Source organism: Halorubrum sp. LN27 (genome assembly GCF_016635065.1).
GTDB classification, from domain to species: domain Archaea; phylum Halobacteriota; class Halobacteria; order Halobacteriales; family Haloferacaceae; genus Halorubrum; species Halorubrum salipaludis.
In genome coordinates this window covers 2,654,977-2,675,022 of the sequence record NZ_JAEPET010000001.1, presented here as the reverse complement: position 1 = coordinate 2,675,022, position 20,046 = coordinate 2,654,977, and the positions used below count along the sequence as shown (strand labels likewise).

At 69.9% G+C, this 20,046-nt stretch carries 18 protein-coding genes and 1 tRNA gene; 9 read left to right on the top strand and 10 right to left on the bottom strand.

Annotated elements, in window-relative coordinates:
- Positions 1-5: 5 nt before the first annotated feature.
- The 4 genes from menD to JIN95_RS13125 all read right to left on the bottom strand — a co-directional run bounded on the left by menD (position 6) and on the right by JIN95_RS13125 (position 5,654).
- The gene (menD, locus tag JIN95_RS13140; protein ID WP_200531773.1) at positions 6-1,916 is read right to left on the bottom strand and encodes a 2-succinyl-5-enolpyruvyl-6-hydroxy-3-cyclohexene-1-carboxylic-acid synthase; all 1,911 of its coding nucleotides are present in this window, start codon (positions 1,914-1,916) and stop codon (positions 6-8) included.
- Positions 1,917-1,976: 60 nt separating this feature from the next.
- Positions 1,977-2,933, bottom strand: a complete 957-nt coding sequence (locus tag JIN95_RS13135; protein ID WP_200531772.1) for a DUF1028 domain-containing protein — start codon at positions 2,931-2,933, stop codon at positions 1,977-1,979.
- Positions 2,934-3,083: 150 nt separating this feature from the next.
- On the bottom strand, positions 3,084-4,199 hold the full coding sequence (locus JIN95_RS13130) for a TrmB family transcriptional regulator sugar-binding domain-containing protein (protein WP_200531771.1): 1,116 nt from the start codon (positions 4,197-4,199) through the stop codon (positions 3,084-3,086).
- Positions 4,200-4,298: 99 nt separating this feature from the next.
- Positions 4,299-5,654 carry a sulfatase gene (locus JIN95_RS13125; protein WP_200531770.1) on the bottom strand — a complete coding sequence of 452 codons (1,356 nt, stop codon included), beginning with the start codon at positions 5,652-5,654 and terminating at the stop codon, positions 4,299-4,301.
- Between the two features lie 195 nt (positions 5,655-5,849).
- Here JIN95_RS13125 and JIN95_RS13120 point away from each other — a divergent pair, with 195 nt between their 5' ends.
- Together JIN95_RS13120 and JIN95_RS13115 are read left to right on the top strand one after the other, a co-directional pair.
- Positions 5,850-7,115 (top strand): ABC transporter substrate-binding protein, encoded by a 1,266-nt coding sequence (locus JIN95_RS13120; protein ID WP_095636240.1) that lies wholly within the window; start codon positions 5,850-5,852, stop codon positions 7,113-7,115.
- 2 nt (positions 7,116-7,117) lie between these two features.
- Positions 7,118-7,432 carry a hypothetical protein gene (locus JIN95_RS13115; protein ID WP_095635835.1) on the top strand — a complete coding sequence of 105 codons (315 nt, stop codon included), beginning with the start codon at positions 7,118-7,120 and terminating at the stop codon, positions 7,430-7,432.
- 334 nt (positions 7,433-7,766) lie between these two features.
- On the opposite strand, the gene JIN95_RS13110 is transcribed toward JIN95_RS13115, so the two are convergent.
- A complete protein-coding gene (locus JIN95_RS13110) occupies positions 7,767-8,813 on the bottom strand; it encodes a hypothetical protein (RefSeq protein WP_200531769.1) in 1,047 nt (348 codons plus the stop codon).
- A 58-nt stretch (positions 8,814-8,871) separates the two neighbouring features.
- Positions 8,872-9,582, bottom strand: coding sequence for a DUF1405 domain-containing protein (locus JIN95_RS13105; RefSeq protein WP_200531768.1), 711 nt, complete (start codon positions 9,580-9,582; stop codon positions 8,872-8,874).
- A 134-nt stretch (positions 9,583-9,716) separates the two neighbouring features.
- Between JIN95_RS13105 and JIN95_RS13100 the strand changes: the two genes are divergently transcribed.
- Positions 9,717-10,376 (top strand): FxsA family protein, encoded by a 660-nt coding sequence (locus JIN95_RS13100; RefSeq protein WP_200531767.1) that lies wholly within the window; start codon positions 9,717-9,719, stop codon positions 10,374-10,376.
- Positions 10,377-10,507: 131 nt separating this feature from the next.
- Positions 10,508-10,581: transfer RNA gene (locus JIN95_RS13095), tRNA-Ile, on the top strand.
- A 211-nt stretch (positions 10,582-10,792) separates the two neighbouring features.
- On the opposite strand, the gene JIN95_RS13090 is transcribed toward JIN95_RS13095, so the two are convergent.
- The gene (locus JIN95_RS13090) at positions 10,793-11,188 is read right to left on the bottom strand and encodes a thioredoxin (RefSeq protein WP_200531766.1); all 396 of its coding nucleotides are present in this window, start codon (positions 11,186-11,188) and stop codon (positions 10,793-10,795) included.
- 123 nt (positions 11,189-11,311) lie between these two features.
- On the opposite strand from JIN95_RS13090, the gene JIN95_RS13085 reads away from it, so the two are divergent.
- Entirely contained in the window at positions 11,312-12,238 is a 927-nt protein-coding gene (locus tag JIN95_RS13085; protein ID WP_200531765.1) for a PLP-dependent cysteine synthase family protein, read from the top strand.
- Between the two features lie 727 nt (positions 12,239-12,965).
- Here the strand turns inward: JIN95_RS13085 and JIN95_RS13080 are convergent.
- On the bottom strand, positions 12,966-13,298 hold the full coding sequence (locus JIN95_RS13080) for a DUF5798 family protein (protein ID WP_095635842.1): 333 nt from the start codon (positions 13,296-13,298) through the stop codon (positions 12,966-12,968).
- A 212-nt stretch (positions 13,299-13,510) separates the two neighbouring features.
- On the opposite strand from JIN95_RS13080, the gene surE reads away from it, so the two are divergent.
- Positions 13,511-14,329 (top strand): 5'/3'-nucleotidase SurE, encoded by an 819-nt coding sequence (surE, locus tag JIN95_RS13075; protein WP_095635843.1) that lies wholly within the window; start codon positions 13,511-13,513, stop codon positions 14,327-14,329.
- A gap of 18 nt (positions 14,330-14,347) precedes the next feature.
- Here surE and JIN95_RS13070 read toward each other — a convergent pair whose 3' ends face one another.
- Together JIN95_RS13070 and JIN95_RS13065 are read right to left on the bottom strand one after the other, a co-directional pair.
- Positions 14,348-15,010 (bottom strand): nucleotide exchange factor GrpE, encoded by a 663-nt coding sequence (locus JIN95_RS13070; RefSeq protein WP_095635844.1) that lies wholly within the window; start codon positions 15,008-15,010, stop codon positions 14,348-14,350.
- 98 nt (positions 15,011-15,108) lie between these two features.
- On the bottom strand, positions 15,109-16,632 hold the full coding sequence (locus JIN95_RS13065) for a trehalase family glycosidase (protein WP_200531764.1): 1,524 nt from the start codon (positions 16,630-16,632) through the stop codon (positions 15,109-15,111).
- Positions 16,633-16,788: 156 nt separating this feature from the next.
- On the opposite strand from JIN95_RS13065, the gene JIN95_RS13060 reads away from it, so the two are divergent.
- The 3 genes from JIN95_RS13060 to JIN95_RS13050 are packed head-to-tail and all read left to right on the top strand — an operon-like array spanning position 16,789 to position 19,783.
- Positions 16,789-17,838, top strand: a complete 1,050-nt coding sequence (locus JIN95_RS13060) for an ABC transporter ATP-binding protein (protein WP_200532156.1) — start codon at positions 16,789-16,791, stop codon at positions 17,836-17,838.
- Between the two features lie 4 nt (positions 17,839-17,842).
- On the top strand, positions 17,843-18,781 hold the full coding sequence (locus JIN95_RS13055) for a sugar ABC transporter permease (protein WP_200531763.1): 939 nt from the start codon (positions 17,843-17,845) through the stop codon (positions 18,779-18,781).
- A gap of 6 nt (positions 18,782-18,787) precedes the next feature.
- Complete coding sequence (locus JIN95_RS13050) at positions 18,788-19,783, top strand: carbohydrate ABC transporter permease (RefSeq protein WP_095635848.1); 996 nt, start codon at positions 18,788-18,790, stop codon at positions 19,781-19,783.
- Positions 19,784-20,046: the final 263 nt, after the last annotated feature.

Below are 20,046 nucleotides of genomic sequence, written 5' to 3'. Positions count from 1 at the left end.
TGACCTTAGGCGCCGCCGTCGCCGACGGATCCTCCGTGAACCGCGCGCTCGACCGCCGCTTCGAGGCGTTCGCGGGTGCGGTGGCTGGACTCGGCGTCGGTCCGGACCTCGATCAGGTGCGAGCCGTCCGCGTCGCGAGCCCGGGCGTACGCGTCGGCGAGGTCGCCGAGGGCGTCCGCGGCGGACTCGGCGGCGTCCGGTCGCGCGTCTATCCGCGCGTATTCGAGCCCGTGGAGGTCGGCGAGCGGCTCGAACGCGAGGCCGTGCGGCGTCTTGAACGACTCCGTGAACTCCGGCTCGAACGACTCGATCGGGAGCGCGTGGAAGATCCCGCCGCCGTCGTTGTTGATCAGCACGACCGTCACGTCGGCGTCGCAGCGGTCGATAGCGAGCAGGCCGTTGCTGTCGTGGTACAGCGCCAGGTCGCCGACGACGAGGGTGAGGTCGTCGGTCGTCGCCGAGCCGGCGCCGAGCGCGCTGGAGACGATCCCGTCGATGCCGGAGACGCCGCGGTTGCCGAGCGCGGTGACGCTCGTCGTCGTCGGGCCGACGAAGCGGTCGAGGTCGCGGACGGGCATCGAGTTGGAGACGAACAGCGTCGCGGGGTCGGGGAGCGCGTCGGCCACCGCGCGGAGCGCGTCGCCCTCGTGGAAGGGGGCGGGCCCGTCGCCGTCGGAGGCGGTGAGAGCGTCGTCGCTCTCCCGACCGTGGATCTCCCTCGCCGCTCGGTCGGCGTCCTCCCACTGCGCGCGCCAGTCGGGGTCGCTCCCGCCCCCGGGAACGAGCCGGGAGAGGCGGGCGCAGAGGCGGCTCGGCTCGGCGACCACGAGGTCGGTCGCCGCGAACTCGGCCTCGCGCCAGCGCCCGGCGGGGTCGACCTGGTACTGCTCGGCGCCCGTCTCGGCCAGGTACTTGCGGAGGCGCTTGGAGGTGGGCGACGCCCCGAGCCGGACGACGAGTTCGGGGTCGGCCCAGTCGCCGCCGGGGTCCGCGTCGCCGTCGTCTGCCTCCCCGGCGGATCCCTCCCCGACGGATCCCTCGCCGGCGACGGCGGCCGAGAGGTACGCGTCGTAGGCGCCGATCACGGGCGCGACCCGCGTGTGGCCGCCGAACCGCACGCCCGAGAGCGGGTCGGCGAGGACCGGGAACCCCGTCGCGTGCGACAGCGCCGTGACCGCCTCGGCGTCGAGCCCCGGCGGGTCTGCAGGGCCGGCGACGATCAGCCCGCGGTCGGTCGTCGCGAGCTCGTTGGCGAGCCGCTGGAGCTCCTCGTCGCCCGGCTCGGGGGATCCGGGCGTCACGTCCACGTAGGGGCCGTCGCGGCCGCTCTCGGCGACCGGGTCGAGGTCGGCGGGCACGTCACCCGAGACCGGCGTCGGCTCCAGCGGCTTCTTGAAGGGGACGTTGAGGTGGACCGGTCCCGGGTCGGCGCCCTCGGCGGTCCCGACGGCGCGGGCGACGGTGGTCCGGAGCGACCGGAGCGCGCGGTCATTCGGGGCGGGCTCGGGGAGGTCCTTGTAGAACCGGACGGCGTCGCCGTACAGCTTCTCCTGGTCGGCGGTCTGGTTCGCGCCCGAGTCGCGCAGCTCCGGCGGGCGGTCGGCCGTGAGCGCGAGCAGGGGGACGCGGGCCTCGCTCGCCTCCATCACGGCGGGGTGGTAGTTGGCGGCGGCGGTGCCGGAGGTGCAGATCAGCGGCGTCACCGTCCCGGTCCGGCGCGCCCGGCCCAGCGCGAAGTAGGCGGCCGAGCGCTCGTCGAGCTGGGAGAAGACGCGCAGGTCGTCGTTTCGCGCGGCGGCCATCGTCAGCGGCGTCGAGCGACTTCCGGGCGAGGCCACGACGGCGTCGACGCCCGCGGCGACGAGCTCGTCGACGAGGGCGCGCGCCCACAGCGTGTTCCGGTTCGGCGCGGTCATTGCGATCGTTTGGAGGTCGCGATTTAAATACTCCCGCGGGTCGGCCGCGGCGGATTCCGGCTACACCCGATCGAGCCGCGAGAGGCCGTGCCACACCGCGTCGACGAGGCGGTCCTCCCCTTCGCCCTCGGCGTCGGCCCAGCCGCGAGCGAGGGCGTCCTCGAGCACGGGGACCGGGTGGTTCTCGAAGTTGTTCATCCCGCGGAACGTCTCCAAGGCCTCGCGCTCGGCCTCGCCGAACGACTCGGGGTCGTCGCGTGCGGCGGCCTCGCCGCCGGTCTCCGCCTCGTCGAGGAACCCGAGGTCCGCGAGCGCGGCCGCCACCGCCGCGGCGGTCTCGCCGGTCAGCTCCCGGGTGTCGTCGGGCGCCTCGCGCTCCAGGAGGGTCACGTCGTACAGCTTGAACACCCGCTCTAACTCGTCGATCGGGGCGTCGTGGTCGTCGACGCGCACGTCGACCCACCGGTCGTTGCGCCCGTCGTACCCGCCCTCGGGCTTGGCGACGTACAGGGCCGCCGACTGCTCGCCGCGCTTGTCGCCGCCGGCCTCGTTGCCGGCATGGAGCGCCGCGATCAGCCGTTCCGGGAGCCCGCCGGCCGTCTCCTCGAACGCCTCGGCCATCGCGGTCAGCGTCTCGGCGTTCTCCAGGATGTTCCCCTGGACGGTGTAGTTCTCGCCCTGCAGGTCGCCCGCGTGGTCGTGACACTCGTCGCCGGTGAACGCGGCCACCGAGCCGTCGGCGCCGACGACGCCCACCTGTCGCGAGGGCGCCTCGTCGTCGGCGTCGGTGAGCTCGTCGACGACCGCGGCGGCGTCGCGACCCTCCCGCAGGAGGCCGAGCCCGTCGGGGCCGTAGGCGACGTTCGCGTAGCTCTGCGTCGCGATCGCGCCCGCGTCGGCGCTGACGAACGGCACGACGGCGCCGACGCCGACGAACTTCGACTGGACGGCGACGCCGACGGCGTCGGTCTCCGGGTCGCGCGCGGCGATCGAGAAGGTCGAGGGACGCGGATGCATACGAGTCTCGCCTCGGTCGCGGCGAGGATAAATCCGCCCGTAGCGGCGCGTCGCGCCGATTCCCGGTCGGGGTCGGCGGTGCCGGCCGTCACTTCCCGGTCGGGGTCGGCGGCCCCGGCCGTCACTTCCCGGTCGTTGGTTCGCCGGCCGTCACTCCGCCGGTTCGGGGCCGTCCGCGGGCGCCGCGTCCAGCACGCCGATCCGGTGCGCCTCCACGTCCTCGTAGGTCGCGCCCCACCCGCCGACGGACCGTCGGGTGTCCCCGTCGTCGACGACGATGGAGGCGGTCCCGGTCAGCGACATCACGCTCGGCTCGCGGTCGGCGTCGGCGCGACCGTCGTCGACGCCGGTCTCGCCCTCGGCGTGCTCGGCGTCGACGACGGTGCCGGAGAAGGTCACGGTCCGGTTGCTGTCGGTCTCGCGGCCTTCGATCTCGACGGCGAGGGGGTCGTCCCCGCGGAGTCGGTCGCGGTTCTCCAAGAGGAACTGACGGATGTCGGCGTACTGCTTCGGCGACCCCGCGTCGCTCTCGTAGACGACGGGCGAGGAGAGCCACGTGAAAAGCAGGAAGTGCCAGAAGAAGACGTACGTGAACGACCGGTTGCGTAAGATTAGCCCGTAATCCTCGATCGCGGCGGGGTTCGGAGCGAACGCGGTGCGTCGCAAGTCGGAGGTGAGCACGAACGGCGCGGGCCGCGAGAGGCTGTGCGCGACGCTCACGGCGCCCCGGTAGTCGTCCTCGTCGAGGGGGTCGTCGCCGTCGCGACGGAGGACCGTGACGTTGACCGTGACGCCGCGGTCGCGGGCGTCGGCGAGGTCGCTCCGCAGGGCCTCGAACTGGTCGCGGGTGAGCGTCGCGTGGACCTGGATGTCGGCGTCGCGGACGAAGGTGCGGGCCGCCTCGAGCACCGTGTCGAAGCGCTTGACGATGCTGACCGTCTGGGTGTCCAGCGTCGGGCGCTCGTAGCGCTCCTCGATCTCCGCGGCCGCCGACTCGAACGCGCTCGCGCGCTCGGTGAGCCCGGTGACGATCGTCTCCGGGTCGGTCGCGCGCGCCTGGAACGTCTCCTGTTCGTACAGCTCCACGTAGCCGAGGTCGTCGAGGTCGCGCAACACGTCGTAGATCCGGGCGTCCGGCACGTCGCTGGCCTGCGCGACCTCCGTCGCGGACGCGGTCCCCAGTTCCAGCAGCGTGACGTACGCGTTCGCCTGATAGTAAGAGAGATCCGCCGCCTGGAGCGTCTCCAGGAGTTCCTCGGTGTCCATGTCGATCTTTTGACTACCCGCGTGTATAAAAGACACCGAGACGGACCGGTCCGGGTCGGGCGGGCGTGACCGGAGCCGCCGACCGGCTCCGAAACGGGCTCACTCCACGTCAGGGTACGGGACCGGCCCTTCCAACAGCGGGTCGTCGGTCGCCGCCATCCACGACTCCAGCTCCTCGCGGAGCCGGTCGAGGGCGTCGGCGTGGGCGGGGTCGGGGTCGCTCGCCGCCGCCGCCGGCTCGAACGGCTTCTTGTCGGAGGCGAGGTTCTCCGACTCGTCGGGATCGGCCTCGAGGTCGTACAGCTCCTCGGTCGGGCGCTGCGGGACGTGGAACCGCTCGTGGACCTCGCGGCCGGAGGCGGTCGGCGCGACGTCCATCGGGACGAACACCTTCGGGAGCACCGAGAAGTTCCGGACGTACTTGTACCGCTCCGTCCGGATCGCGCGGATCGGGTTGTACCGGTCGTGCCAGGTCATCTCGGCGAAGATCCGGTCGCGCCCCTCGTGCGGCTCGCCCCGGAGCAGCGGCGCGAACGACTCCCCCGACGCCTCCGCCGGCGGGTCGACGCCGAGGAGATCGAGCATCGTCGGCGTGAAGTCGACGTTGGTGACCAGAGCGTCGTGGATGTCGCCGCCCTCGACCGAGCCCGGTTGGTGAACCAGGAGCGCGGTCTCGATCCCGGCGTCGTAGCAGGTGCCCTTCGCGCGCGGCATCGCGAGCCCGTGGTCGGTCGTGAACACGAACACCGTCTCCTCCGCCAGCCCGGCGTCGGCGAGTGACTCGCGGTACCGGCCCACCGACGGGTCGAGGACCTCCGAGATGACCGCGTTCAGGTCGGCGGCGTCCTCGCGGACCCCGGGTTCGTCCGGGAGGTACGGGAAGTCGCCGAGGTCGACCGCGTCGGGGTCGGCGCCGTCGTACGTCTTGTCCGGCAGGTACTCGCGCCGGAACGGGCGGTGCGGCTCCTCGATGCCGATCGAGACGAAGAACGGCTCGTCGGCGTCGGCGCGCTCGGCGAAGAAGTCGTCCACCACGTCCACGAGGTCGAGCGCGCGCTTCGTCCCGCTGTCGACGTAGTCGTAGCCGAGCCGCTCGGGCTCGTCGGGGACCTCGTGCTGGAACCCCAGGAGGGCCGTCTCGTACCCCGCCTTCCGGAGGTGTTTCGGGAGGGTCTCCCAGTCGTCGCCGAGCGACCATCCCATGTGCGCGAGCCCCATGACGCCGTTCTCGTGGGGGTAGTACCCGGTCATCATGCTGGACCGGCTCGGCGAGCACTGCGGGGCCGTACAGAAGCTGTTCGCCATCCGGGCGCCGTCGGCGGCGATCCGGTCGATGTTGGGCGTGTCGACGTCGGCGCCGTAACAGCCGAGGTGCTGGCCGAGGTCGTGACAGTGAACCAAGACGAGGTTCAGGCGGTGCGACGGGTCGGAGGCGGAGTCGGCTCCGGCTGCCATGTCCTCGATACTCCGGGATGAGCCAATAAAAAACCGTGATCGCGTTTCGGGACGGGGTCGGTTGTAGTTAGTAACTATAGCAGTAATTAATAAGCAAATTTGAAGTGAGTGGGCCGACAGGGTAGGAACGACATGTCCGATGATCGATCCTGTACTACGCGGCGGGACGTACTGAAGACGACCGGCACCGCGTCGGTGCTCGGGAGCGTTGCGCTCGCCGGCTGTTCCGGCGACGGCGGCGACGGCAGTGACGGTTCGGACGGTTCGGACGGGTCCGACGGCAGCGACGGCTCGGACGGGTCCGACGGAGGCAGCGGCGGGAGCCTCGAGATCACCGGCGTCTGGTCCGGCGGCGAACAGGAGTCGTTCAGCAAGGTGATGGACCACGTGGAGGAGTCGACCGGCACGAGCCTCGAGTACTTCCCGCGCGACACCGACAGCCTGCTCACCGGCACGCTGATGGACTACGAGTCCGGCGTCGCCTCCGCCGACATCGTCGTGATGCCCTCGCCCGCGCGGATCATTTCGGACGCGCAGAACGGGCACCTCGCGCCGGTCGGCGACGCCTGGGACGCGGAGAACTTCGCGGTCGACCCGTCGCGGGTGACCGTCGACGGCGAGGTGTACGCCGCGCCGTTCAAGATGGACCTCAAGCCCGGCTTCTGGTACCGGAAGTCGTTCTTCGACGAGCACGGCCTCTCCGAGCCGGAGAGCTGGGACGAGTTCATGACGCTGCTCGACGAGCTCGCGGCGATCGAGGGGGTCGACGCCCCGATCGCCTCCGGGAACGGGACCGGGTGGCCGCTCAGCGACCTCACCGAGGGCTTCTTCATGCGGCAGGACGACGGCGCCGCACTCCAGCAGGGCCTCATCGACGGCGACGCCTCCTTCACCGACGACCGGATCGCGACCGCCTTCGACGAGATCAAGACCCTCCACGAGGAGGGGTACTTCAGCCAGACGCGCGACTTCGGCGTCCAGTACGAGTACTTCTGGGACAACAGCCTCCCGCTGTACTTCATGGGCTCGTTCACGCCGGCCCAGGACGCGGTCCAGGACCCGTCCGACCTCGGCGTGTTCCGGCTCCCGGGCGTCGACGGCATCTCCTCGTCGGTCAACTGGTTCACCGTGCCGGCGTACTCGGACAACGTCGACGCGGCCCGCGAGGCGCTGAGCTCGTTCGTCTCCGCAGAGGGCCAGCAGGTGTGGGTCGAGGACGGCGGGTTCATCGCCTCCAACACCGAGGTGCCGGACGAGGCCTACGAGATCGAGGTCATGGCGAACCTGCCGGACCTCGCCGCCGAGGTGACGGTCGTGCCCGACCTCGACGACGCGCTCGGGAACCCGTTCCAAGAGGAGTTCTGGTCGGTGCTCAAAGGGCTGTGGGCCTCCCCGGACACGGCGACCGAGGACATCGTCAGCCCGCTCGACACCGCCCACCAGGAGACGCTGGATAACTGACGATGGAGTCGACGTCGACCGCGGACGACCGGGGCGACCGGGGCGACCGCCGCGGGGAACTCGCCCGGATGTTCGACCCGGAGGAGATCCGGCGCCGGAACCTCGTCTCGCTCGGGATGGACGTGCTCATCCTCGCGACGACCGGCCTCCTCGTAATCCTGTTCACCAAGGGCCTGTGGCCGGCCGTCATCGGAGCGATCCCGATCGCGGCGCTCCTGTACTTCGGGTGGGCCTCCTCGAAGGCGTTCTTCGTCGCGCAGGTGCTCGCGATCGGCGTGACGCTGCTCGCCACCGCGACCGGCGTGCTGCCGTACTGACACGAGGGGATTCGGGAGGTCACGTTTTCGTCCCGCCGATCGGACTCGCGTTTTGCTTGAGTCAGGCGCAACGGGTTTGCTTGGGTCAGGCACAGCCGTGCGTGATCGCGCGAGTGAGTCTCACACGGTGGTAGAGTGGTTGCTTATAAGTCGGATCGTCGCGGAGCCGGCGGGTGTTTATGAGCGGTCGTCGCCGTCGCTCACCTCTCTTTTAAATACCCTCACGTGTCCACAGATCTGCACTACCGGCTCCCGCCATCACTCACCGCCGTTTCATGCACTGGGTGACGGGGCGTGGGACGCGATCTGTCGTGGAGATCGCCAAGGCCTCCGGCTAGAATTCGAGGCCGACGGCGTCGCGGTCGGGTCGGATCGGGCTCGTCGGGTACGGCGGCGACGCCTCGGGGTCGTTGAACGGCCGGGGGGCCACGTCGTTGGGCGCGCCGGGGTAGAAGAGCGCGGCGAGCGTCTGGATCGCGGTCCGACCGCTGGCGAGCTCGAACTGGCCGCCGCCGTACAGCTCGATCCCCCGTTCCTCGCAGTACGCGATCGTCTCGAACAGCGATTCGAGGGTGCCGAATCGGGAGGGCTTGATGTTGCACCACCCCGGCTCGACCGGGAGCGACTCGAGGCTCTCGACGCCGTCGATCGGGTAGTCGAAGGAGAGCCGGTCCGCCTGCGGCTCGACGAGCGGGCGCGTCTCGGGCGTGAACGCGGCGTCCTCGACGATCGCGGCCGGGAACGCGGCGAACACGTCGCGGTACAGCTCGGGGTCGGCCTCGACGTCGACGTCGGTGTCCTCGTACCAGCCCTTGAGGTCCAAAATGCGGACGGCGTCGGTCTCCCTGAGCGTCACGAACGCCTCCTCGGGCCAGTCGGGCGTCGGGTCGAGCTTGAACTCCAGGTCGTCGTCGAGCGCGAGCAGCTCCTCGACGCGGTCGGTCGTCGGCGGCTCTCCCAGCCGCGTCGAGACGACGAACCGGACCGGATCGGGGTCGATCCCGAGGTATTCGCCGAGCGACTCCCCGCGTTGCCGGAGCGCCAGGTCGAGCGCGGCGCTCTCGACTGCCCACCGGCGGTAGTTGCGGAAGTACTCTTGCTCTGGCGGCTTGTGCGCGAAGAGATCGATCTCGTCTAAACGGGCCGACAGCCCGTCGATCGTCCACTCCCCCTCGATGTCGATCGGGTCGGTCCCGACGAGCGCGGCGTGGTCCTCGGTCTCGTACGTCACGTCCTCGCCGCGGCCGATGACCCCGTCGCCGGTGAGACGGAACTCGGTGGTCGTCCGCTCGAACCCGCTGGTCGTTTTCCCGGTGTACCGGCGCCGGTCCACCGATTCGATCGTCACCGAGAGGTCCGCGATCCGCTCGTACGCGCTCATGGCGTCCCCGACGGTCCGCGGGGACTTAAACGGAGGACGCCGTCGACGGCGTCAGTGGTCAGGTCCGCTCCCCGGTTCGGAGCTGACACCGGAGCGTCGCGACCCGCGTCGCGAGCGCCCAGAACAGCGGGATCACGGTGAGCGCGACGGCGCCGGCGGCCGCGACCTGCAGCACGGTCGTCGTGAACCACGGCTCGGCGTCGGGGTAGGGGATCGACGTGTGGGTCACCCCGCCGATCACGGGCACGAAGTAGTCCATCAGCAGGTCGACCGTGTACCACGCGGTCGCGACTCCCACCGCCTTCAGCGGGAAGTCCGTGATCCGGTGGAGCACGAACGCCTGCACGACCATCCCGAGGTGGCTCACGAAGAGGAACGCGTACATCGCGGGCCCCGAGTTCGCGAGGAACGCGGGGTAGAAGACGACGAGCACGTACGGGGTCCAGAGCCCGAGCTTGACGTTCCCGAAGAAGGCGAGCGCCGCGAGCGTGTCGCTCGACCGCCCGAGCGCCCACGCCGCGAGCGCGACCGCGATGAGGAGCGTCGCGCCCGGGCTGTCGGGGATGAAGGGCCACATCTCGACCGGGAGCTCGCGGAACTGGAACCGGTAGTACCAGAAGCCGAACGCGGTGCCGAGGAGGTTGACGGCGACGATCACCCAGACGAGCCGGAAGGCGACGTCTTCCAGCGCCTTCGGAAGCGGGGCGAGCCACCGCGGCAGCGACTCGCGGTCCGGGGGATCGCGGCCGAGCGCGCCGACGATGTCCATACGGTCGGCTCGGACCGCCCGGTCAAAGCCGTGGCGGTCGCGGATCGGTAACGGCGGGGGACGGTGGGGCGAAGGAGAAACGGCGGGAGTCCGGGACGAAAAGGGCTATGGGTCCCCGGCGGGAAGGCGACGGTATGCGCCCGCGAACGCTGCTCGCGCTGCTCCTCGTCGTCCCCCTCGTGGACGCGCTGTTCCTGATCGTCGTCGCGACGCGTCTCGGGTGGGCGGTCACCGTCGCGCTCGTCGTGTTGACGGCCGTCCTCGGGATGCTCCTCCTCCGCGCCGAGGGGCGCGCGACGCTCGCGCGGGTCCAGCGCAAGCTGGCCCGCGGCGAGCCCCCGACCGACGAACTGCTCGACGGCGGCCTGTTGATCGCCGCCGGCGCGTTCCTGCTCACGCCGGGGCTCGTCACCGACGCGGTCGGGTTCCTGCTCGCGCTCCCGCTCTCGCGGGTCCCGATCCGCATGGCCCTCAAGAAGTACGTGGTGATCCCGTACCTCGACAGCGAGACCGGCGGGTTCACCACCGGAAACGTCTACATCGGCGGGTTCCCCGGCGGCGACGGTGACGGCGCCGGCGGCGGATTCACGATGGGCGGCGGCGCCGGGTTCGGCGGCGGGAACGGAAACTTCGGCGGCGGCGACTTCGATCAGGGCGATTTCGACGACGAGTTCGACGGTCGGAACGCCGGCGGTGACGCCGACGGCGACCGCTTCGACGACCCGGACCACGCGGACGACGTCGTCGACGTGGACTTCACGGTCGAGGACGACGAGTCGGAGCGGACCGACTGAGGCGCGTCTTCTGCGGGCGTTCTCCTCCCCGTGAGCCGTTTCCGGCGCGATCTGAAACCGACCGCCTGCGGGCGATTCGCGAAAGGAAACCCTTAAAATCCTACCAGCGCAACGAACGAATGCGCTCACCTGGGCCAATAGCTCAGTCAGGTTGAGCGCTCGGCTGATAACCGGGAGGTCCACGGTTCAAATCCGTGTTGGCCCACCTACTGCGCGTCCGGTCTTCGACCGGGCGGGATTGGTGGGCTGGGACTCCCCAGCCACCCAATTTCGGTATTCTACTCATCGAGAGCGACTGCGCTCGTGCTTATTCAGGAATCCTACGAGTCCGTGTTCGCGTTACCCAAGATTGACGAGCAGCACCACTCGCTCCGAAGTCGTCTCCACCAAAACCCTCTCCGCCGCCCAGTTCGCCTCTAGACGCTCACGCCCGCCAGCTCCCGCGCGAGGTACTCCGCGATCGACACGTCTTCCTCCTCGACGAACCGGGCGACCTCCTCGCCGTCGGGGGTCTCGACGACGACCGTGGGGATCAGCTCGATCCCGTACTCGTCGACGCCCTCGCCCTCTTTGCCGGTTGGGCCCTTCGTCACCGGGAAGTGTTCGATGCGGTCGTCGGGGACGCCGGCCGCGGCGAGCGCCGCGCCGAAGGTCGGGAGCTGTCGCTGACAGTCGCCACACCAGTCGCCGCCCCACACGTTGAACCGGTAGTCGTCGGCCGCGAGCGCGTCGAGGACGGCCTGGTCGAAGTCGTCGGCGTCGGGGGCGTTCGGGGCGCCCTCGAAGTCGGGATCGAGCGTTTCGAGCGTCATACCCGGTCATACGCCGGCGACGCTTGTAAACGCCGCGTCGGTGGCAACGGGTCGGTGGGGTCCTTCGGACGCGTTTTGCCGGTGTCCGCCGGGCCTTTGGGCGGCGCCCTCCTCGGGTTGCACATGGACGACGACGCGTTGGACACGCTCGGCTCGCCGCTCGTGCGGGTCGACTCACCGCCGGAGACGACGGTGGCGGCGAAGGTCGAGTCGCGCAATCCCGGCGGCTCCGCGAAGGACCGCCCGGCGCTGTACATGGTCGAGGCGGCCGAAGAGTCGGGCGAGCTGACGCCCGGCGACGGGATCGTCGAGCCCACCTCCGGCAACACGGGTATCGGGCTGGCGATGGTCGGCGCGGTGAAGGGGTACGACGTGACGCTCGTGATGCCGGAGGGCAAGTCGATCGAGCGCCGGCGGCTCATGCGCGCGTACGGCGCCGACGTGGAGCTCGTCGACGGCGACATCTCCGACGCCAAGGCGCGCGCCGACGAGCTCGAACGCGACGCGGGCATGGTCCAGCTCCGCCAGTTCGAGAACCCCGCGAACCCCCGGGCCCACTACGAGACGACCGGCCCGGAGGTCCTCGATCAGGTCGGCGACCGCACCGTCGACGCCCTCGTCGCGGGGGTCGGCACGGGCGGGACCATCACCGGGATCGGGCGGCGCCTTCGCGAGGCGTTCCCCGATGTGCGGATCGACGCGGTCGAGCCGAGCGACAACGCCGTGCTCTCGGGCGGCGAGCCCGGAAACGACGCGTTCCAGGGAATGGGGCCGGGGTTCGTCGCGCCGAACCTCGACACGAGCCTGATCGACGAGGTGCACACGGTCGACATCGACAGCGCCGAGGCCGAGTGCCGCCGGCTCGCGCGCGAGGAGGGGCTGCTCGTCGGGCAGTCCTCCGGCGCGTCCAACCTCGCGGCCAAGGATGTCGCCGAGGAGCTCCGTGAGTCGGGCGATTTCGCGGGCGACGAACCCCTCGTCGTCACCGTGTTCTGGGACAGCGGCGAGCGCTACCTCACCGCCGGCACCTTCGGTGCCTTCGACGCCTGAGGGTCCGCCGGCGTCACAGCGACTGGAGGGCGCGGTCGTGTGCGAAACCCGTCTTCTAGTGGCGGGTCAGTCCGACACGGCCGATCGGTACCGACTGATCTGATCGATAGCGGGAGCGTGTCCGTCGAGACGGCGATGTGGTTGTTTATAAACCGGATCGGGGTGTCGCTGTCGGTTGTTTATGAGTGATCGAGGTGCCCGTGCATGGGCGGTGAAGACCTCCAAGGACTCAGCCGCGAGGCTGTACGACGACGCGATCGCTTATAAACCGCTGAGCGACGCGGACGAGACCTCCAAAGCCCCAGCCGTGAAGCGGGCGCACGCTCGCTGCGCTCCTCGGTCGCTCACTTCGTTCGCTCCCTGCGGTGCTTGCGTTGCCTGCGCCCGCTTCACGGCTGCCCCTTTGAGTCCCACCCACCCGCAACCGCACAGCACCTCACGCCTCCCCAGCCTCGCCGCTCGCGCTTAAAAGCGCTCGCGGCGTCCCTCGCGCGTGCTCCTCGGCCGCGAAGCGGCCTCGGAGGCACGCGCCGGCTGCATTGTTCTTATAAGCGGTCGGCGGCGCCGCTCACGGGTGTTTACATCCTGTGTATCCACCACCGATCTGCAACACTCCCGCTATCGCTCATCGCTGTGAGCTTCCACCTCGGTTCGCTGTGACCTACCGGAACCGGACTCGGCCCGTCACACCGTCAGTTCGAGTTCGTCGAGGTCGGTCGTCTCGGAGTTACGTTTCGTCGCCGGACTCGTCGGCGGCGGTCGCGTCGTCGTCGGATTCCGCGTCGCCCGCGTCGTCGGCCGCAGCCGCCTCCTCGGCGTCGGTGATGTGCGCCTCGGTGCTCACGCTCTCCAGATCGACGCCGACCTCCTCGGCGACCGCGTCGAGGACGGCCCGCTGTTCGGCCATCTCGTTTTCGAGCCGCTGAACCCGTTCGGAAGTGTCGAGCACCGTCGACTGCGTCGTCTCGACCTCCTCGCGGAGCTCGTTGATCTTCTGGTACGTGCGCTCCGCCTTGTCGGCGAGCGTCTGGATCTTCTTCGCCGTGTCCCCGAATCCCATACCGGTCGATCGAATCCGAGGTACGTGGGCCTTTCCGTTCGCCGCGGCGGCACACCGCTCCGGCTCGCTTCCGCCGCGTCCGTGGTCACGCTCCGGCCTCGCCTCCGACGAGTCCGTGGCCACGCTCCGGCCTCGCCTCCGACGAGTCCGTGGCCACGCTCCGGCCTCGCCTCCGACGGTGGACTTTTGCCCGAACCGCCCGAAGTAACGGTATGAGCGTCGAACGCGTCCTGTTGACGAACGACGACGGGATCGACGCCGTCGGCCTCAGAGCGCTCTACGACGCGCTCGCGGCCGACTATGACGTGGTGGCGGTCGCGCCGACCGAGGATCAATCGTCTACCGGGCGCACCCTCTCCGACGGGGTCGACATCGCGGACCACGAGCTCGGCTACGCCGTCGACGGCACCCCGGTCGACTGCGTCGTCGCGGGGCTCGACGCGCTGGTCCCGGACGCGGACCTCGTGGTCGCGGGCTGTAACGAGGGGGCGAACCTCGGGGCGTACACCCTCGGGCGGTCGGGGACCGTCTCCGCCGCGGTCGAGGCCGCCTTCTTCGGCGTGCCCGCGGTGGCGACCTCGATGTACGTCCCGGGCGGCGACGACTGGTGGAAGCGGGAGCTGGAGCCGGCGGAGTTCGAGCACGCGACCACCGCGACCCGCTACCTCGTCGCCGAGGCGACCGCGACCGGGGCGTTCGACCGCGTCGACTACCTCAACGTCAACGCCCCGATCGCGGGCGCGGACGACGGGTCCGACCCCCCGGCGCCGATGCGCGTCACCGCGCCCTCGCCGTGGTACGGGATGGAGGCGGCCCACGACGGCAACGGCCGCGTCACCTTCTCCGACCCGATTTGGGGGAAGATGAACGCGGGCGACGTGCCCGACCCGGTCGGCACCGACCGCCGGGCCGTCATCGACGGGGAGGTCTCGGTCTCGCCGCTGTCGGTCCCCCACGCCGCGGAGCCGGACGCGGGGATCGACGAGCTGGCGGCCGCGTACGGGCGCGCGACCGAGAACGCTCAGAAATAGCTCCGCAGACCGCCGCGACTACTCCTCGTCGGCGCTGACGGTGACCTTCGCCTCGCTGACCACGCGGTCGCCCATCTCGTAGCCGGGCTCGTACACCTCGTGGACGGTCCCCTCCGGCTGGTCGCTCTCGACCCGCAACATCACCTGATGGCGGGCGGGGTCGACCGCCTCTCCGGGGTCGGGGTCGATGGGTTCGACGCCCTCGTCGGCGAGCACCTCGTCGAACTTCTCCAGCGTCGACTCGACGCCGGGGCGGAGGTCGCTCCCCTCCTCCTGGTCGAGCGCGCGCAGGAGGTCGTTGCGGACCGGGGTGATGCGCTCGACGAGCGCCTCCGAGGCGCGCTCGCGGATCTCGTCCTGCTTCCGCTTGGCGCGCTGCTTGTAGTTGCTGAAGTCGGCCTTCACGCGGGCGAGCTTGCTCGTCAGCTCCTCTACCTCCTCCTCGGCGTCGAGGAGGTCCTCGCGCGTCTCGGCGAGGTCCGCCTCCAGCGCGGCGACCTCCCGGGCGAGCGCCTCGTCGTGCTCGGCGACCGCGGCGGCCAGCGCCTCGCGGTCGCCGGGGGCGTCGGCGTCGCTCCCTTCCCCGGCGGTCGCCTCCGCCGTGCCGTTCGCGCTCGCCGCGTCGGCCGCGGCGTCGTCGGGGGACTCGACCTCGACGTCGACGGCGTCGTCGTCGCTCATGTCCGATCGAAGTCGGTCGGCGTGCATAAGCGTTGCAGAACGGAGCGGGGCGATGCGGGTCGAGCCGGGACGGCTCTGGGGGCGCGCGCTCGCGACGACTACCGCCCGGCCGACAGCGCCGTAACGACGCCGTTCGTCCAGCCGAAGCCGTACTGGAGGTCGTACTCGCCCGGATCGGCCGCCTCGCCGACCGAGCGAACGTCGTACTTCTCCGCCATGCGCCCGGTCTCCTCGAAGGAGCTTCGCACGAGGTCGAGCCACCGGCCCGCGATCTCGTCGGCCAGGGCGTCGTGGCCGTACCGCCGGAGCCCGGCGACGGCCATCCACTGGAGGGGCGCCCAGCCGTTCGGCGCGTCCCACTGTTCGCCCGTGTCCTTGAGGGTCGTCACCAGCCCGCCGGGCCGCAGGAAGTCGTCGCGGAGCCGGTCGGCGACCGCCGCCGCGCGGTCCGGCGTCGCGGCCCCGGTGAACAGGGGTACGACGCCGGCGAGGGTGAGCCGCTCTGAGGGGCGCCCGTCGACCCAGGCGTAGTCGACGTAGAACCCCGCGTCCGGGTCCCAGCAGTACCGGTTTATCGCCGTCCGGCGCCGCGCGGCCAGGTCGGCGTACCGCTCGCCGGCCTCGGGCGACCCGACGCGGGGGAGCCACTCGGCCAGCGCCGACTCCATCCCGAACAGCACCGCGTTGAGGTCGACCGGCACCAGCTCCGTCGTCCGGATCGAGGTGAGGTCGTCGCCCGCCAGCCACCGCGAGCTGAAGTCCCACCCGGACTCGCAGGCGGCCCGGAGGTTCCGGAACAGCGCCGGTCGGTCGTCGACCGGGACCCGATCGGCGACCCGCCGGTCCTCGAGGTGCGACTCCGGACGCGGGCGGGCGCGGTCGTCCCAGTAGCGGTTGAGGACCGCGCCCGCCGGGAGCCCGACGGTCCGCCGGTGGGCCGCGGCCCCCTCGGCGTCGGCGACGCGGTCGCGCCCGTCCATCCAGAAGCCGTGCTCCGTCCGGAGCGCGCCGACGTGGGGCTCGACGGCCTCGAACCCCTCCTCCCGCTCTAACACCCGGAGCATGCGGTAGAACAGCGGGACCTGCGACCGGCTGTCGTAGTACGCCCGGTTCCCGAGCGGGACGAACCCGAACCGGTCGACCAGCGACGCGATGTTCCCGGCCATCCCCGCAACGAGGTCGGTCCGGTCGGCCGCGGCCAGCCCCTCCGCCGTGAAGTAGCTGTCCCAGTAGTACATCTCTCGGAAGCGCCCGCCGGGGACGACGTGGGGGTTGGGGAGGCCGACGAGCGTCGACCCCGCCCCGCCGGCGTCCTCGAACGTCCGGGTCAGCGCCCCCCACAGCGACGAGACGTGTTCCGCCATCGACCGCGAGGCCGCGAGGTCCGGCGACGCTCCGACCGGCTCCGGCAGCTTGAACTGGTCGTCGACGAACGACGCCAGGTCGAAGTCGGGGTCGTCGCGGCGCGCCAGGTACCGCTCGAACACGAGGTCCGGCGACGCGCGGGGCTCGGCGTCGACGATCCGCTTGTCGTCGTCGAAGAGGTCTCGACGCTGTACGGCGCGGAAGAGCTCGCCGGAGATCTGCGGGAAATTGCTGTAGTCGAAGAGACCGGAACTCATCCTCGACACGTAGTGAAAGGATTGATAAGTAATTATTGAATCGACCGGAAACCGAGCGATCCGAACCCGTTGTCGGCCGTCTCTTCATCAATGGACGATGATTAATTATAAGTGCAGTAAATGAGTATCGGCGGGTAGTTGATGACTCGCATTAGCATGCGGTCCGTGAGCAAGTACTTCGACGGGGGTGACACGGTCGCGAACTACAAGCTGGACATGGAGATAGACGACGGGGAGTTCGTCGTGTTCCTCGGTCCGTCCGGCTGCGGGAAGACGACCGCGCTCCGGATGATCGCCGGGTTAGAGGACCCGTCCGACGGGGAGATCTACTTCGACGACGACCGCGTCGACGGCACGCCGCCGGCCGACCGGAACGTCGCGATGGTGTTCCAGAACTACGCGCTGTATCCCCACATGACCGTCCGGGAGAACATCGAGTACCCGCTGAAGGTCAGGGGCGTCCCGCCGGAGGAGCGCGACGAGCGCGTCGCGCAGGTCGCCGAGCTGTTGCACATCGAGGACCAGCTGTCGAGCGACCCCGGCGAGATCTCCGGCGGGCAGCGCCAGCGGACCTCGCTGGCGCGGGCGATCGTGCGAGAGCCCTCGGTGTTCCTGCTCGACGAGCCGCTCAGCAACCTCGACGCCAAGCTCCGTCTGGAGATGCGCTCCGAGCTCAAGCGGATCCAGAACGAGCTCGGGATCACGACCGTCTACGTCACGCACAACCAGGAGGAGGCGATGAGCATGGGCGACAAGATCGTCGTGTTGAACGACGGGACGATCCGCCAAGTCGCCGAGCCCCAGGAGCTGTACCGGCGGCCCCGGACCACCTGGGTCGCGAAGTTCATCGGCTCCCCGCCGATGAACCTCTTCGAGGGAGCGAACAATGACGGCACCGTCCAGCTCGACGGGGGGAACTCCCTGCCGACGACCGCGGAGACGTCGTCGCCGACCGTGTCGCTCGGGGTCCGCCCCGAGGACATCGCGCTCTCGACCGAGCCGCCGGACACGGACTGGACCGTGCCCGGCACGGTCAAGACGGTCGAACCGCTCGGGGAGTACGTCCTGGTCAACGTCGAGGTCGGCGGCTCCGTGGTGAACGTCAAGGTGCCCCACACCGACGCGGGGCGGGGTGACCCGGTCCACCTCACGTTCGACCCGGAGGACGCGTACCTCTACGACGAGAACGGGGAGCTGGTGGCCTGAGACGATGTCGGTCGAATCGTACCTCGAGGACAGGCTCGACCGCGACGTGGACGGGGAGAAGCTCACCGCGATCCTCGTGTTCATGCTCCCCGGGCTCACCCTGTTCGCCATCTTCTCCGTCGGGCCGATGGTGTACTCGGCGGTCGGGAGCTTCTTCACCTGGAACGGGTTCGACATCGGGCAGTTCGCCGGCTTCGAGACGTGGATCGCGACCTTCCAGGACGACGCGATCATCAACTGGAGCAACCTCCGGTCGCTGGAGTACCCGATGGGCGCGCTCCCGCAGAACCTCATCTGGATGCTGGTTCACGTCCCGCTGAGCACCCTGCTCGGGCTCGGTCTCGCGCTGCTCTTCGCCGACCTGCGCGGGCGGAGCATCCTCCGATCGATGGTGTTTCTGGCCTTCACGACGCCCACCGTCGTGATCGGGCTCGTGCTGCTGTTCGTCTACGACCCCCAGGCCGGCATCTTCAACGGGCTGCTCCGGGCGCTCGGCCTCGAAGGGCAGGTCCGCAACTGGGTCCAGGAGCCGCAGATCGCGATCTACGCGCTGATCGCCGGCGGCGTCTGGGTCCAGACCGGGTTCAGCATGCTGTTGTACAGCTCCGCGCTCGCCGGGATCGATCCGGCGCTCTTAGAGTCGGCCCGGGTCGACGGCGCCGGCCGGTTCCGGCGGTTCAAAGACATCATCTGGCCGCTCGTCAAGCCCGTGACGGCGGTCGTCGTGATCATGAGCATGATCTGGGTGATCCGGATCTTCGCCATCGTCTACGCGGCCGGCGGTCCGTCCGGGGGGCCGGGCGGCGTGTTCTCGGTGCTCGGCCTGGAGGTGTATCAGGCCGCGTTCTCGACGCCAATCGAGTACAGCAAGGCGATGGTCGTCGCGCTCATCGAACTCGCGATCGCGCTCCCGATGGCGTGGTACATCGCGTCAATGGACTGATCAGCAATGACCGACACACATCACTCAGACGATTCGACCGACGCCGAGCCCGATACCGACCGCGACAGCGACGCCGACACCGATCTCAGCACCGACGGCGGACGCGTCTACCACGAGCCGCCGGAGACCGCGCCGACCGCGGACCGGTCCCCGGTCGAGCGGGTCCGCGCCGCGGTCCCGAGCGGGCCGCGTGCCCTGCGCTACGCGGTCGCCATCGGCGTCGCGCTGCTGTGGCTCGTCCCGCTCATCGGGCTGTTCATGGCCTCCGTCCGCCCCCTCGATCAGGTGATCCAGGGCTGGTGGAGCTTCGAGGGGATGACGATCACCTTCGAGAACTACGCCCGCGCGTGGGAGTTCCAGTCCGGCCCGATGCGGCAGGCGATGTGGAACACCGCGATCGTCACGATCCCGTCCGTCCTCGCCGTGACGCTGCTCGGGACGATGGTCGCGTACCCGTTCGCCCGGTTCGACTTCCCGCTGAAGACCGCGCTGTTCTTCCTGCTCATCGTGGTCATGGCGGCGCCGCCGGAGCTGGTCGCGATGGGCAACTACAACACGCTGCGGACGACCGGGCTGTTCGACACGTACATGGGGCTCATCCTGGTCCACATCGGGTGGGGGATGGGGTGGGTCGTCATGTTCCTCCGGAACTTCCTGCTCGGGCTCCCCGAGGAGCTCGAGGAGGCCGCGCGGATCGACGGCGCGTCCCGGTACCAGATCTTCAAGTCGATCGTGCTGCCGTACTCGGCGCCGGCGCTGGTCTCCGTGGCCGTCATCCAGTTCACGTGGGTGTGGAACTCCTTCTTCTTCCCCCTCGTGTTCATGCGCTCGCGCGAGAACCAGCTCGCGCCGCAGGTGCTCCCGCTGATGAAGGGCCGCCTCCAGATCGACTGGGGGCTCGTCGCCGCCGGATCGGTCCTGACGATGATCGTCCCCATCGTCCTGTTCGTCACGCTCCAGCGGTACTACAAGCAGGGGATGGTGGCCGCGGTCGCGGACTGAGTCGGCCGCCGCGTTCGCCTTTTTAAGTCCGTCGACGCCCCGGGTTCAGAACGTGTGAACCAGTCGTCGCCGAGGTGGGCGCCTCGATCGACAGCGGGAGTGAGTCTCGCACGGTGGTGGAGGTGTTGTTTATAAGTCGGATTGTGGTGGTGCTGGCGGATGTTTATAAGTGATCGATGTGTCTGCGGTGAAGACCTCCAAAGCCCCAGTCGCTGCGGGCGGCTCACGCTCGCTGTCGTTCGAGACGCCTTCGGCGTCTCGTG

Bases quoted from the DNA above. Each gene is read 5' to 3' on its own strand.
- menD (WP_200531773.1), bottom strand. From the start codon at position 1,916: ATGACCGCGCCGAACCGGAACACGCTGTGGGCGCGCGCCCTCGTCGAC.
- JIN95_RS13135 (WP_200531772.1), bottom strand. From the start codon at position 2,933: ATGCATCCGCGTCCCTCGACCTTCTCGATCGCCGCGCGCGACCCGGAG.
- JIN95_RS13130 (WP_200531771.1), bottom strand. From the start codon at position 4,199: ATGGACACCGAGGAACTCCTGGAGACGCTCCAGGCGGCGGATCTCTCT.
- JIN95_RS13125 (WP_200531770.1), bottom strand. From the start codon at position 5,654: ATGGCAGCCGGAGCCGACTCCGCCTCCGACCCGTCGCACCGCCTGAAC.
- JIN95_RS13115 (WP_095635835.1), top strand. From the start codon at position 7,118: ATGGAGTCGACGTCGACCGCGGACGACCGGGGCGACCGGGGCGACCGC.
- JIN95_RS13110 (WP_200531769.1), bottom strand. From the start codon at position 8,813: ATGAGCGCGTACGAGCGGATCGCGGACCTCTCGGTGACGATCGAATCG.
- JIN95_RS13105 (WP_200531768.1), bottom strand. From the start codon at position 9,582: ATGGACATCGTCGGCGCGCTCGGCCGCGATCCCCCGGACCGCGAGTCG.
- JIN95_RS13100 (WP_200531767.1), top strand. From the start codon at position 9,717: ATGCGCCCGCGAACGCTGCTCGCGCTGCTCCTCGTCGTCCCCCTCGTG.
- JIN95_RS13090 (WP_200531766.1), bottom strand. From the start codon at position 11,188: ATGACGCTCGAAACGCTCGATCCCGACTTCGAGGGCGCCCCGAACGCC.
- JIN95_RS13085 (WP_200531765.1), top strand. From the start codon at position 11,312: ATGGACGACGACGCGTTGGACACGCTCGGCTCGCCGCTCGTGCGGGTC.
- JIN95_RS13080 (WP_095635842.1), bottom strand. From the start codon at position 13,298: ATGGGATTCGGGGACACGGCGAAGAAGATCCAGACGCTCGCCGACAAG.
- surE (WP_095635843.1), top strand. From the start codon at position 13,511: ATGAGCGTCGAACGCGTCCTGTTGACGAACGACGACGGGATCGACGCC.
- JIN95_RS13070 (WP_095635844.1), bottom strand. From the start codon at position 15,010: ATGAGCGACGACGACGCCGTCGACGTCGAGGTCGAGTCCCCCGACGAC.
- JIN95_RS13065 (WP_200531764.1), bottom strand. From the start codon at position 16,632: ATGAGTTCCGGTCTCTTCGACTACAGCAATTTCCCGCAGATCTCCGGC.
- JIN95_RS13060 (WP_200532156.1), top strand. From the start codon at position 16,789: ATGCGGTCCGTGAGCAAGTACTTCGACGGGGGTGACACGGTCGCGAAC.
- JIN95_RS13055 (WP_200531763.1), top strand. From the start codon at position 17,843: ATGTCGGTCGAATCGTACCTCGAGGACAGGCTCGACCGCGACGTGGAC.
- JIN95_RS13050 (WP_095635848.1), top strand. From the start codon at position 18,788: ATGACCGACACACATCACTCAGACGATTCGACCGACGCCGAGCCCGAT.